The following is a 13303-nucleotide window of genomic DNA, read 5'->3' on the forward strand; positions in this document are numbered from 1 at the left end:
CTATTCCTTAGATTTTGCCGCGCGCTTGCGCGTGAGAGATGCGATTGTGTTCGACGCGCCGAGAATGCCGCGAGGGCGCAGGAGCAGGATTAGGCAAAGACCTACCCCGATCATGACAATCTGCAGTGATGCAGCGCGCGCCTGCTGCTCCGGCGGGACGAAAGCGGAAACAGTTGCGGCCGACAGCGCCCAGAGGCCCCAAACGATTACCGCGCCGAGAATGGCGCCGCGATTGTTGCCGGAGCCACCGACTATCAGCATTGCCCAGACCTGGAAGGTCAGAATCGGCAGATAGTTGTCGGGTGCGATGAAGCCGATGAAATGCCCTTGTGCGGCACCCGCCAGTCCCATGATGGCACCGCCGATGGTAAAGGCCTGTAGCCGGAAGCGCATCGGGCGCTTGCCCAGCGCCTGCGCGGCAGCTTCATCCTCTCGGATAGCCCTTAGCACGCGCCCCCATGGGCTTTTGGCTAGATGCTGGAGCGCAAGGTACAGCGCCAGTACGATGGCTGCCATCAGCGCAAGATTAGAAAGGCCAAAGGCAAGCGGATCGCCGGCCAGATCGCCAAACGGACGCGGAATGAAACCGATACCGAAAGCGCCGCCTGTAAGCGGCTGCAGGTTGAGCACGCAAAGCTGGACTGTGACGGCCACACCGAAAGTGGCGATTGCCAGATAGTCGGACCGGAGCCGGATGGTAAGCGCTCCGACCAGCCAGGCGGCTAGGCCTGCGAAAAGCGCGCCTCCGATCCAGCCGATGGGGATTGGCAGGTCGAAGCCGCCGACACGACCGGCAGCATCAGGCGTCGTCAGCAGGGCCGAGACATAGGCGCCGATGGCCACAAAGGCGGCGATGCCGACGTTGAACAAACCCGTCTGGCCCCACTGCACATTGAGACCGAGGCACATGATGGCATAGGTCAGTGCCATCGTGAGGAAGAAGGCTGCATAGGCAATCAGATCCAGGCTCATGTCGCCCTCCCGAACAATCCGCGTGGACGCAGAAGAAGAACCGCAACCAGGATGACGAAGGAGACCGCAGCGCGCCATTCTGCGCCGATCATTTGAACGGCCGCAGCCTCTGAAAGCCCGACGATCAATCCTGCGATCATGGCGCCGGGCACGCTACCGATGCCGCCAAGGATCGCGGCGGCAAACAATGGTAGCAACAGGTCATGACCCAGATAGGGCCGTATCTGAACCAGCAGTCCGGTCATGACGCCCGCGATGCAGGCGAGTGCTGCACCAACGAACCACACCCAGCGAATTACCCGGCGCACATCTACGCCGGCAATTCCCGCTAGTGCCGGGTTTTCGCTGACAGCCCGCATCGAGCGGCCGATATCAGTTCGGGTCATCAGCAGGTGGATGGCGATGACGGCAACGAAAGAGACGCCGAGCGATAGAAGCTGATCGGGCGTTGCCCGCAGTTTGCCAATGATCGGAACAGCGATTTGCAGCGCCTTGGTGTAATAGGCAGGTTTCGAGGTGAATATGAACTCAAGCAGGCTGCGCAGGGCAAGCGAGGCGCCAAAACTTGCCATCACCAGAATGATAACAGCGCTGCCGCGCGCCCTCAGGCGGCCGAACAATACCGCGTCCACGGCGAGTGCCAAAGCACCTGTGAGGATGATTGCGAGCACGGTTGAAAGCGGCAGAGACCAGCCGAAGGAGAAGGGCCCGACAGGCTTTGTCAGCGTGGAGAAGAGCAGGCCCAGGCCACCGCTCACTGCGAGTGCCAGATAGGCCCCCCAGGAGAGAAGCTCGCCATGGGCAAAATTGGCAAAGCGCAGAATCGAGTAAGTCAGCGTGACGCCGATGGCGCCCAGGCCAATCATCGCGCCGGCAATCAGCCCATCGATCAGGAATTGTGGGTTCATGGCTGCGGCACCTCATGTTGCTGCGATGTGCCGAGATAGAGCTTGGCGATCAGAGGATCGCCAAGTAGGCTTGATGCATCTCCTTCATGGCGGATTTTACCTTCGACGAGAATGACAGCGCGGTTGGCAATCGAAAGGGCAGCCTTGACGTTCTGCTCAACCAGAATGACGGTGACGCCGTCGGAATTGATTTCCTGCAGCATCGCAAAGACTTCCGCCACGATCTTCGGCGAAAGACCGGCCGATGGTTCGTCGAGAATGAGGACTGGAGGATCGACAATCAGCGCTCTGGCTACCGCAAGCATCTGGCGTTGTCCGCCGGAAAGCGCTCCCGCCAGCCGCGATGGTTTTGTCATCAGATCGGGAAAGCGATGGTACAGAGCAGCGATTTTTTCAGCGCGGATGGGCTTTGGCAGGACGGCGGCGGCAAGCTGGAGGTTTTCGTGAATGGTAAGCGTTGCGAAGATGTTTTCCGTTTGGGGTACGAAGGCGAGGCCCTTGCCGATCTTGCGGTGGGTAGTAACGCGCGTAATGTCGCTCTCCCCCAGGAAGACGCTGCCGGAATGCACGGGGACGACACCGGCAATCGCCTTGACGAATGTCGACTTGCCTGCCCCATTGGGTCCGAGAAGCACCAGCAGCTCCCCGGGCGCTACTGACAGGTCGACACCACGCACGATCGGCAGGTCTGGTTCATACCCTGCGACGAGCGCTTGGGTGCGAAGCGCGGGCGCCGTCATGCTGCAATCCCGAGATAGGCATTGATCACGTCGGCATTGGCAGCCACTTCGGCAGGCGTGCCTTCGGCCAGAGGTTTGCCGAGCGCCATGGCAACAACGCGAGAGCATAGCCGCGAAATCATGTCCATGTTGTGCTCGATCAGCAGTATGGACTTGCCCTGCCTGTTGAGATCGATGACCCGCTCCATGATGGTTTCGAGCAGGGCTGGGTTGACGCCCGCTGCAGGTTCGTCAAGCAGGATGGCTTGCGGGTCGGCCATTAGGATGCGTGCCAGTTCCAAAAGCTTGCGCTGGCCACCTGAGAGCACTTTTGCCGGTTGGGCCTCAAGCCCTGACAGCGTAACAAACTCCAGCAGGCCCCGTGCTTTTTCGATCGCTAGCTTCTCCTGGTTTCGGACATGACCGAACCGCAGGAAATTCGCGAAAAGCCGCTCGCCATCCTGGGCTTGCGCGCCGGTCATAACGTTTTCCATCACAGTCATTTCGAGAAAGGGCTTTGGGATCTGGAAGGTGCGCCCGACACCGCGGCCGATGCGCTGTTCAGGGCTCTCTTGGGAGACGTCGAGGCCGCCAATCCAGATTTCTCCCGATGTCGGTCTTAGACTGCCAGCAATCAGATTGAAAAGCGTTGTCTTACCGGCTCCATTTGGACCGATCAGTCCCAACATTTCGCCAGCTGCGAGTTTTAGCGACATGCCCTCGACGGCCGTATGGCCTTCGAAACGCTTCACGAGGTCGCGTGCATCGATCACGGCCCGCAGATCGGGAGCATTGGTCAGGGGGGCTGATGACGCGGAAGAGTGCATGAACGAAAGAAGTCTCTTGATTTGATCGGTGATGTTTGATCAAACTTTACCTCATGAGGAAAATCAACCCACAAAAAGTTGTTTCAGGCGATGCAAATGGGACGGTAATCGAGATGAGTATTGTTTCTGAGGCCAGCAGCTTTGATCGCGGTGATGCACTTGCGCCGGTTGGTCGCGAGACGCTGCAAGATCGCGTCTACACGCAGCTGCGCAATTCGCTTATCAATGGCATGTTCGATGCTGGCGACATCTTGCGCATTGTCGATCTTGCTGAACGGTTGCAGACCAGCACCATGCCAGTGCGCGAGGCGCTGGGTCGGCTCGTGTCCGAGCAGGCGCTTGAATCTTTGCCAAACCGGTCGGTGCGCGTACCGCTTATCACTCGCAGTCGCCTCGATGACCTTGCCCGGGCACGCATTCTGATCGAGGGACAAATGGTCGCTCTCGCATTGCCAAACTTGACAGACGACGACTTCGCCGTCCTTAAGCAGATCAATGTCGACTGCGATCTGGCTTTCGAGCAGCACGGCAAGGATATCGGCCACGTCACCTCTGCGCTGAACCAGCGCTTTCACTTCCACATCTATCAGGCCGCACGCTCGCCGGTGCTAATCCCGATCGTTGAAAGCCTCTGGCTTCAGTCGGGGGCGATCATCCGCAAGGCGGCGCATATCCATGATGAACAGGGCGGACTGGCGGCGACCAACCACCACTGGTCCATGATCGATGCCCTGGAAAGACGCGATGTTGAAGGGGCGACGCAATCGCTCACCAACGACATCAGCCGATCTTTCGATCTGATCCGCGGGCGACTGGAAGACGAGGTAGAGAAAGGGCACAACCATGGCTGATCCGTTGGATGATGGTTTTGACCTTTTCGACCTGCGCATCGATGTGGTCTTTCCCGAAGGCGGGGCCGTCTATTGTGGAGCAAAGCCCGGTGATCACTTCGAACTGCATGGCGAGATGCTGCACCTGCCGCCCGGTCAGGGTATCTCCATTTACTCGTTGGCATCCGTTTTGCCCTTGCTGGCTGCAAAGCAGCGTGCGACCCATCGCAACGACTGGATGACGACGGATACCGAAATCGCTTGCCCCGATCCGAATTGTTCCACCCGGTTAAGGATCACCCGTACGGGTCTCCGCCGTTTCAGCCACGCCGCGACGACAGCGGTTCCCTTGATAGCAGAATAGGCCAGTAGACATGCAACGCATCACCATCGCCCCCGGTTATGAAATATCCCGCGTCATCCGTGGCGGCTGGCAGTTGGCGGGCGGGCATGGCGCGGTTGACACCGAAAGTGCGATCGATGACATGATCGCTTTTGCCGATGCAGGCATCACCACCTTTGATTGCGCCGACATCTATACTGGCGTTGAAGAGCTGATTGGCCGCTTTCGTCTGGCCTATGGTAACCAGCGCGGTAGCGAGGCGCTGTCGCGCATACGGGTGCACACCAAGTTCGTTCCTGATCTGGCAGTCTTGCCCGCCATCACAAAGGCATATGTCGAGGGCGTCATAGATACTTCGCGCAAGCGCCTCAATCTTGATTGCCTTGATCTCGTCCAGTTCCACTGGTGGGCGTACGATATTCCAGGCTGGCAGGAGACAGCTGGCTGGCTGAAGGAACTGCAGCAGGCCGGCAAGATCGGCAAGGTCAGTGCTACCAATTTCGATACCGATCATATCGAGGCGATCGTTGCATCTGGCGTGTCGTTCACTTCACTTCAGCTGCAATATTCGTTGCTCGATCTTCGCCCGGAAAAGCGAATGGTGGAGCTCGCTGCCGATAAGGACTTTTCGCTGTTCTGCTACGGCACGGTGGCCGGCGGCTTTCTAGGTGATCGTTGGCTGGGCCAGCCAGAGCCCGAACATCCGCTCGAAAACCGTTCGCTCACCAAATACAAGCTGATTATCGACGATTTCGGCGGCTGGGAGCTGTTTCAGGCGCTGCTGTCGACACTCCGCAAGATCGCTGACCGGCATGATGTGGATATCGCGACCATCGCCAGTGCAGCCATGCTGACCAAGCCCGGCGTGGCCGCTGTGATTGTTGGTGCGCGCAACCGCGACCACCTGCCGTCCAATCTCGCCATCGCAAATGTCAAACTCACCGACACCGACCTGGCAGAGATCGAGTTGATCCTGCGTCAAGGCAAGGAGCTCGAGGGTGACGTCTATACGCTGGAGCGGGACCGGGAGGGCCGTCACGGCAGCATCATGAAATACAATCTCAATAAAGGGGAATAAAAATGGGAACGAAATTTCTGCTTTCAGCCATTGTTGCAGCACTGGCGACGTCCACGGCACCAGCGTTCGCAGCCGATTGCGATATCACCGTTGGCCTCGTCATGGAGTTGACGGGGCCTGCTGGCGAATACGGTCAGGCAGGGGCGAAATCTGTCGAGATGGCTTTCCGTGACTTCAACGATGCCGGTGGCGTCGATGGCTGCAAGGTGGTGGCCGATACGCGAGACAGCCAGAGCCAGGGCAACGTCGCCGTTGATCAGGCAACGCAGCTTGTCAACATCAAGAAGGTGCCGGTGATCATCGGGGGTATCATCTCGTCGGTGTCGATCCCGATTTTGACCTCGGTCACAGCTCCGGCCAAGGTCGTGCAGGTTTCGCCTGCCTCGTCCTCACCGACGCTCACCGAGCTTGGCCGACAAGGCAAGACCAATGGTGTGTTTTTCCGCACAATCACCTCTGACGCGCTGCAGGGCACTGCGGCTGCCAAGTATGCGATGGATCAAGGTCTGAAGAAGATCGCCATTATCAACGTCAACAACGATTTCGGCGTCAACATGGTGAAAGAGTTCACCACTGCCTACACGAAACTCGGCGGCACCATCACCTCTACGACGCCTTACAACGAAAAGCAGTCGAGCTATGCTTCTGAAGCCAGTGCTGCGATGGCGGGCGAGCCGGATGCGCTTTATCTTGTCAGCACGCCGGTTGATGGCGCAACGATTGCACGCGCCTGGATTTCCGGTGGCGGCAAGCAGACCTTTCTCTTAAACGACGGCATGAATTCCAAGGACTTCGTTGAAAGCGTGGGCGCGCAATATCTCGAAAATGCCTACGGCACGTCTTCTGGCACAAGCCCTACGGCATCGACGGAGTATTTCAACAGCAATTACGAAGCCTTCTCTGGCGGTATATCCCCATCTGCTCCTGCCGCTGATCGTTCCTATGATGCCGGGGCGATCGTGGCGCTGGCTATTGCCAAGGCAGGAAAGTCGGATGCCGCTGCCATCAAGGCTGCGGTGGCGGAGGTTGTGGCCGATGGAGGGACACCGATTCATGCCGGCAAGGAGGAATTTGCCAAGGCGCTGCAGCTTATAAAGGACGGCAAGCCGATAAAGTATGAGGGGGTTATCGGTCCCGTCAGCTTCGACCAGTATGGCGATATCACAGGCCCGTTCCGCCTTTGGAAAATCACCAATGGCGAAGTGACGACAGTCGGAGAGTTGAGCGCAGAAGAGGTCACAACGATCAAAGCGTCGAATTGATCACTTGGGCGGGCTTGGCATAATTGTTTCAAGCCCGCACTCAAACCACCTCTCGACTGGCACCAGCACCTCGTCTGCACGACGTCTCTCGAGAGTTTGCCAACTTGAAGCCAAAGTTCGCGCGACACGCAACAGAACTGCAGTTTGATCAACGGTACTCGCGCTTGGGTCAGCGCAATCGCATAAGAAGACGGCGTGCTTTACAAGTAAATATGCCACCCCAGTCGGACGTCTGGCATTCGCGGCTGCGCGCATGGATTGCTTTGGCGGGGGGTATCCACAGCGAATCTGCGCTGAAGGGACGAGTGACCCCTGGCTAAGTTGTAGGCGTTCCGGTTTGTGCCGAAGAAAAGTGAACGCCGTGACAAACTGCGTTTGTAATCGGGAACAATTTTTCCGCAAAGGCATTTGCGCCTGCAAGATAATCGGGCCGTCGATACCATGCGTGAACTTCTCACAAGCTTGCTTCTTGTCTCCTGCCTTCTTCCAATGACTGCTGGCGCTATGAAGGTGTCATCTCATATAATGCAGTTTTCGAAACCGCATGCTTTTACAAATCTTGACGATGAACCGCTTTGGACATCGCAGGTAAGGCGCGTTGATCTCAGCGACCAATCATATGAGCGACTCCCAGCTCGCCTTTCTTCTTTTGCTATGATCGCCGACGCAAAACCTGCTGGCAACGCAAAAGCTGTCAATCGCTTTTCCATACCTGTAGAATTGGCAAACGAAGGCGAGTTATCGAGTGCGCCGCCGGTCAAAGCGCAGAATGTAGATCCCGGAGGATGGTGCAGTTCGCGCTATCGCTCTTACGATTCTGGCAGCAATACCTACCAGCCATACGGGGGAGGACCTCGCCGCACCTGCGTACCTCCGGCCGAAATGCAGGCACCTGAGCACCTAGCAGGTGTTCAAAATACAATAGATCTGGACGCAAATGCCCAGTGGTGTATGGAGCGATATAGTTCCTATCGGGTTGAGGACAACACATACCAGCCTTTTACAGGAACTCGGAAACAGTGTCTTGGGCCCGGGTCGCAGTCCGCCAGCAACGCTTTAGGCAACTCTTCCGTTGCACAGTTCTGACAGCCTTCCTATTCAACAAGGTTTTACGCAGGGACCAGTCGCTAAGAGCGAAATGCTGATCGTAGGGTGGGCATCAGCCTCCTGTACAAGTGGCAATGCCTGCTTTCCGAGGTGACATCGACCGGGTGTTTTAGTGCCGCCATTTCTGCAGTCAGCTGTGAAAAACGTTCCGCTGCCACCCATGCTCTACAGCGCCATCCAAGAGGGCGCGCTATTTCGACTGTAGCGTATTACCTGTATATCGAAACAAACAATCTATGTGAGCAGCCGATCATCCAGTCTCGACGATAAGGAAGGACTGGCTCATGAAATCTATCGGATACAAAACCCGCATCTGCGTGGCTGGGGCTGGCGCTATTGGCATTACGCTCGCGGCCAGATTGATAATTGGTGGACATAAAGTTGGACTGATCGCCAAACAAGAAAGCGTTGATTTCATTCGCGAGAATGGTTTGCGCCTTGACGACACTGAAGGGCGTCACGAACTTGAGGTAGATATAGGGGTCGCGGCAGATTTTCACAGAACCGACCTTCTTTTCCTTTGCTCAAAGTCGCATGATCTACCTGCCCTTGCGCAGTCAATTGCTCATCTCATTGGGCCTGATACGACGGTGGTTCCCGTCATCAATGGGATACCCTGGTGGTATTTCGATGGGATAGATGGTGCGCGCGAAGGAAAGACCATATTTTCGGTCGATCCGCAAAACGTCCTAAAGAAGATAATTCCTTCTCATCAAGTTATTGGCACCACCACGGTCATGACGGCTCAGCGTAGTGATCGTGGCTCGGCGGTCACATTCAATCCACTGCAGATGACGATAGGTGAGCTGAACAACCGGAGAAGTTGGCGGCTGGAAGCTATCGCCGAGATCCTGCGGCAATCTGGAATTACAACGAATATCGCGCCGCGAATACGAGATTCTGTCTGGACCAAAGTGACGAGAAATCTGATTTCCAACCCACTTACCGCGATAACTGGTGCCACGTTAAGAGAAAATTTTGGAGATCCCTATCTTTCAGACATCAGCCGCAAAATGCTCTATGAAGTCCTCCCTGTTGTCAGCGCGTACGAAGCTAAACTCGAGGTCGAGCCGGAGGCCATACTTGAGATGGGGAAAAGCATGGGCGATGTAAAAACGTCGATGTTGCAGGACTACGAACGGGGTCAACGTCTCGAATTATCAAGCATTTGCGACGCCGTTCTTGAGTTGGCGGCCCTGGAGCGAATTTCGATGCCCGTTGTTCAGACGATTTCCAACGTTGCGCGTTTCCGCAACGTTCAGCACGGTAGAGTCACCGCTGCACAACCTGTCGCAGCACTGAATGGTGGGTCTGGGCAACTGGAACTCTCGCACAATCCATAAGATCCTCTGCAGCCGCCACGCTCCTTTTATTGTCGGTGTGTGGCTGTTTGTCAGCAGCAGGCGATCGGGCAGGTTGGGAGCGCCTTCAACTGGAGCGGAACGATAGGTATGTTTTGGGCGGATTTATTCGCTAAAAGACTATGCTCCATTTCGTTTAAACCCGTCAGGGAAAACAAGGCGCTCTCAAAATGAGACGCAAAAATAATCCCTTCATTTTATCCAGTTTGGAAGAAGAAATGGCGGGGCCGGTTGTGACCGTGCCTCGCCAATGTTTTCAAGCCACTGCGGATTTCGTCCAGCCCGGAACTGTGGCGATTGTCTTCAAAACGACAGACGCGATCTGGTAAGGGCAACCCTGCGAGTTCGGGCGGCGGTCTTCCAGGTAACCACGGTAACCGTTGTTGACGAAGGAGTGTGGAACGCGGATCGACGCGCCACGATCAGCAATACCGTAGGAGAACTTGTTCCATGGCGCTGTTTCGTGCTTGCCGGTCAGACGCAGGTGGTTGTCTGGGCCGTATACGTCGATATGCTCCTGCCAGTTCTTGGAGAACGCAGCCATGAGGGCTTCGAAATATTCCTTGCCGCCAACTTCGCGCATGAACTTGGTGGAGAAGTTGCAGTGCATGCCCGAACCATTCCAGTCGGTGTCGCCGAGCGGCTTGCAATGGAATTCAACGTCGATGCCGTACTTTTCGCAAAGGCGCAGAAGCAGGTAACGAGCGATCCAGATCTGGTCAGCGGCCTTCTTGGAGCCCTTGCCGAAGACCTGGAATTCCCACTGACCCTTGGCCACTTCGGCGTTGATGCCTTCGTGGTTGATGCCTGCTTCGAGGCAGAGGTCGAGGTGCTCTTCAACGATTTCGCGGGCGATGGAGCCGACATTCTTGTAGCCAACGCCTGTGTAGTATGGGCCCTGCGGAGCTGGGTAGCCCTGCTCAGGGAAGCCGAGCGGGCGGCCGTCTTCGTAGAAGAAGTATTCCTGCTCGAAGCCGAACCATGCATCTTCGTCGTCGAGGATGGTCGCGCGGCTGTTGGATGCGTGTGGCGTAACGCCATCTGGCATCATGACTTCGCACATGACGAGCGCGCCGTTGGTACGGGCTGGATCAGGATAAATGGCAACTGGCTTCAGAACGCAATCCGAGCTGTGGCCTTCGGCCTGCTGGGTGGAGGAGCCGTCAAAGCCCCAAAGCGGAAGCTGCTCGAGTGTCGGGAATTCGTCGAATTCCTTGACCTGCGTTTTGCCACGCAGGTTTGCTACCGGCTTGTAACCATCGAGCCAGATGTACTCGAGTTTAAACTTAGTCATTGCGAACCTCCTTTGTTGAGGAGTGCTTTGTGATGATTATTTGCTTCAGGCAGATTTCTTGCCGAGCAATCAAGGTTTCAGACGTAATTTTCTTGGCAAGAACGCTCGACCCTGAGGCTCCATGACGAGCATCGTTCGCGCTGCTCCGCGACATGGAGATAAAATCATGTGGTATGAAGGCGCATCGCGCGGGCATTAAATCCAGGTGGGGCACAACGCAGAATGCAAGGCCGCGTTTCATTTGAAGCCCGTCTCGGGCTTTTGTGAAATCGACCATGTCTGAAGATTGGAGATGCTTCGACGTCGCCAACGTATGCGGCATAGAAGGCACGCGCTGTAGGCGTGTCGTTCCACCAACCACGTATGCGCGCCCACAGCAAGCTAAGCAAACCGTTCCTTTACAGCGAATTGAACGCCGGTTTCGTCAGCCAGTGTGTTGTTCAGCACGGGACGCGCTTGTTCCGCTTTCGATCATGGAGGCAACTTTTGGTGGCGCGGATCATCAACTGAAACAGATCGGAACCTCTCATGCATAAACGCTTAGTCCATTTTACATTTGTTGCCTTGCTGCTGGGCGCTTCAACATTACACGCAGGTGAAAACTTCCCGGTTATTTCCACGCCTTGCCCGTTTGGTGAGTGCCAAGCATCGATCTCATTTACATATCTCGGCGACTTCTTCATTCCCACTGGCAGCATGGAATATGGAATTGAGTTTGGGGGAATATCGGGCATTGAGTTCGATGCGGCCAGTGGCCGTTACATTGCCATAAGTGATGATCGTTCCGAAAAAGGTCCGGCCCGTTTCTATGAGCTTGACATCGACGTCAGCCATGATGGTTTGAAAGGTGTCCGTGTAAACAAACATGTTGCGTTTTTGAACGCTGAAGGGAACGCTTTTTCCAAAGCGGAGGTGGATCCCGAGGCAATTCGGATCAGCCCGGATGGAATTTACTGGTCCAGCGAAGGAGGTGCCAATCCAATGAACCCTCCATCCGTTCAGGTTGCCTCAAGAAGTGGGGAATTTATCCGGCAGTTTTCGCTTCCTGCGCAGTTTTTTCCGACCGCCGACAAAGCCCATGGAGTGCGGGAAAATCTTTCGTTCGAAAATTTGGCAGTTGCCCCGTCAGGAGATGTATTTGTTGGAACTGAGGCTGCCCTTTTTCAGGATGGTGACGTGGCAAGCCTGACAAAGGGCAGCCTTGCGCGGATTATCAGATACGATGGCTCAACCGGCACACCCAAGGCCCAATACATCTATCCGGTATCGCCTATCCCTCAGGCGCCGGACAGTGCAGACGGAGCAAACGACAACGGTGCCTCAGACATGATAGCGCTCAATGATCGTTATCTTCTGGTCGTCGAACGCAATTTCTCTCAAGGTTTTGGAAATAATATCAAGGTGTTCATGATCGATGTTGAAGGGGCGACTGATGTGTCAAACATCACTTCACTTGCTCATACCGCCGAGCGAGTTGTACCCGTTCGCAAATCCCAGGTGCTTGACCTGCGCGCAATCGGTTTGACGCCCGATAATATTGAGGGCATCGCTGTTGGTAAGGCGATGGATGGGAGTGATGTTCTGATCCTGGCGGCTGACAACAATTTCTCCAAGCGCCAGAAAAGCCAGTTTTTTGCCTTCAAAATCGATCTGCCTAAGATGGATAGGTAGGCCGATTTGCGCAAGCTTTGTAGGTGAGTTGATCATAACGGCCGATGCGAAGATCGTGGCTGGTGCATGAATAGATTATCCCGGATCGCAATATCCGGGATAATCCCAGGTGAATTCCAATATCATGACATGCGATAGCTCAGGGTGGTGGCAAAGGGTGTTCGGTGTAGATACGACTAGTGTCCATCACGCCCACGACGCACGATATATTCAATATCGCAACGGCCTACTCCAATGTCGCGAAGCATATGGTCATCGAGTTCTTCAAGATGGTTTGCCGCATTTCGCAACCTCCACCTGCGCTCGACGCCAGCAATGATTTGCCCGAGTGGCCAAAATAATTTCGAGTTTTGAGATCTCATCACGCTCTCCCGCGCATTAAAAATAATCTGAATGCACAAATGATTTGCGCCAGACGATCAATATTTAGGCGAGGCGTTCTGCTCACTCGTTTCACGAGCTGTATATTTGATTGCATTTGTAGGAAGGGCACCAGCATGGAAATCGCACAATGCAGGTCACACTCCGGGTCTGCGAACTTGGGCCATGCCACCTGTATGATCAAGAAAACACTGCCGTGACAGCCTCGCATTTGAAAAGTGTTTTGGTGACGCTGTAGCCGATGTAACGCCACCTGCGCTGCGGCCAGGGAGCAGGATAATCTTATCTCATGCGCACTGGATGACTGCGGACAGCGTGGCGCCACCCTGTTTCAGCTGTAGTCATATCCAGGTTTTTCAAAATCCCATCGCCGGAATGGGGAGAGAGAAAACTGCTTCTTGGCTATCGTTAGTCCTGATGCGATGGAGCAGAAGCTGGCTGTAAAAAAATTGTATCGTCACTGGATAGCATTCTACGCCAGGTCTCTCTGCCTGTGTCAGGAGACGACGACAGCATAGACCGGCTCGTCAGAAATATGTGTGACACAATG

The 13303-nt window shown here is 55.5% G+C and carries 13 protein-coding genes; 7 read left to right on the forward strand and 6 right to left on the reverse strand.

The annotated features are described in order from the left end of the window. The 4 genes from ACZ5FM_RS24475 to ACZ5FM_RS24490 are packed head-to-tail and all read right to left on the reverse strand — an operon-like array spanning position 1 to position 3426. Entirely contained in the window at positions 1–972 is a 972-nt protein-coding gene (locus tag ACZ5FM_RS24475; RefSeq protein ID WP_464041534.1) for a branched-chain amino acid ABC transporter permease, read from the reverse strand. Further along, entirely contained in the window at positions 969–1880 is a 912-nt protein-coding gene (locus ACZ5FM_RS24480; protein ID WP_312950655.1) for a branched-chain amino acid ABC transporter permease, read from the reverse strand. Before ACZ5FM_RS24480 ends, ACZ5FM_RS24475 begins: the two co-directional genes overlap by 4 nt. Further along, positions 1877–2620 (reverse strand): ABC transporter ATP-binding protein, encoded by a 744-nt coding sequence (locus tag ACZ5FM_RS24485; RefSeq protein ID WP_312950658.1) that lies wholly within the window; start codon positions 2618–2620, stop codon positions 1877–1879. Before ACZ5FM_RS24485 ends, ACZ5FM_RS24480 begins: the two co-directional genes overlap by 4 nt. Next, complete coding sequence (locus tag ACZ5FM_RS24490) at positions 2617–3426, reverse strand: ABC transporter ATP-binding protein (RefSeq protein ID WP_464041072.1); 810 nt, start codon at positions 3424–3426, stop codon at positions 2617–2619. The genes ACZ5FM_RS24485 and ACZ5FM_RS24490 overlap by 4 nt, the downstream gene beginning before the upstream one ends. 113 nt (positions 3427–3539) lie before the next feature. Between ACZ5FM_RS24490 and ACZ5FM_RS24495 the strand changes: the two genes are divergently transcribed. The 6 genes from ACZ5FM_RS24495 (at position 3540) to ACZ5FM_RS24520 (ending at position 9389) form a co-directional block, all read left to right on the forward strand. Continuing rightward, positions 3540–4277 carry a GntR family transcriptional regulator gene (locus ACZ5FM_RS24495; protein ID WP_464041073.1) on the forward strand — a complete coding sequence of 246 codons (738 nt, stop codon included), beginning with the start codon at positions 3540–3542 and terminating at the stop codon, positions 4275–4277. Beyond that, positions 4270–4620, forward strand: a complete 351-nt coding sequence (locus ACZ5FM_RS24500; protein WP_250984659.1) for a TIGR04076 family protein — start codon at positions 4270–4272, stop codon at positions 4618–4620. Before ACZ5FM_RS24495 ends, ACZ5FM_RS24500 begins: the two co-directional genes overlap by 8 nt. Before the next feature lie 10 nt (positions 4621–4630). Continuing rightward, positions 4631–5677: an aldo/keto reductase gene (locus ACZ5FM_RS24505; RefSeq protein WP_275643497.1), complete on the forward strand. Its 1047-nt coding sequence runs from the start codon at positions 4631–4633 to the stop codon at positions 5675–5677. Between the two features lie 2 nt (positions 5678–5679). Continuing rightward, complete coding sequence (locus tag ACZ5FM_RS24510) at positions 5680–6939, forward strand: ABC transporter substrate-binding protein (RefSeq protein WP_464041074.1); 1260 nt, start codon at positions 5680–5682, stop codon at positions 6937–6939. A gap of 654 nt (positions 6940–7593) precedes the next feature. Then, positions 7594–8025, forward strand: coding sequence for a BA14K family protein (locus ACZ5FM_RS24515; protein ID WP_464041550.1), 432 nt, complete (start codon positions 7594–7596; stop codon positions 8023–8025). A gap of 305 nt (positions 8026–8330) precedes the next feature. Then, entirely contained in the window at positions 8331–9389 is a 1059-nt protein-coding gene (locus ACZ5FM_RS24520) for a ketopantoate reductase family protein (protein WP_464041075.1), read from the forward strand. A 274-nt stretch (positions 9390–9663) separates the two neighbouring features. Here ACZ5FM_RS24520 and ACZ5FM_RS24525 read toward each other — a convergent pair whose 3' ends face one another. Then, positions 9664–10701 carry a glutamine synthetase beta-grasp domain-containing protein gene (locus tag ACZ5FM_RS24525; protein ID WP_192490150.1) on the reverse strand — a complete coding sequence of 346 codons (1038 nt, stop codon included), beginning with the start codon at positions 10699–10701 and terminating at the stop codon, positions 9664–9666. A 528-nt stretch (positions 10702–11229) separates the two neighbouring features. On the opposite strand from ACZ5FM_RS24525, the gene ACZ5FM_RS24530 reads away from it, so the two are divergent. After that, positions 11230–12372: an esterase-like activity of phytase family protein gene (locus ACZ5FM_RS24530; RefSeq protein WP_464041076.1), complete on the forward strand. Its 1143-nt coding sequence runs from the start codon at positions 11230–11232 to the stop codon at positions 12370–12372. A gap of 176 nt (positions 12373–12548) precedes the next feature. Here ACZ5FM_RS24530 and ACZ5FM_RS24535 read toward each other — a convergent pair whose 3' ends face one another. After that, the gene (locus ACZ5FM_RS24535; protein WP_368077704.1) at positions 12549–12734 is read right to left on the reverse strand and encodes a DUF1127 domain-containing protein; all 186 of its coding nucleotides are present in this window, start codon (positions 12732–12734) and stop codon (positions 12549–12551) included. Between the last annotated feature and the right edge of the window lie 569 nt (positions 12735–13303).

This window comes from Agrobacterium sp. 5Ca50, assembly GCF_055381905.1.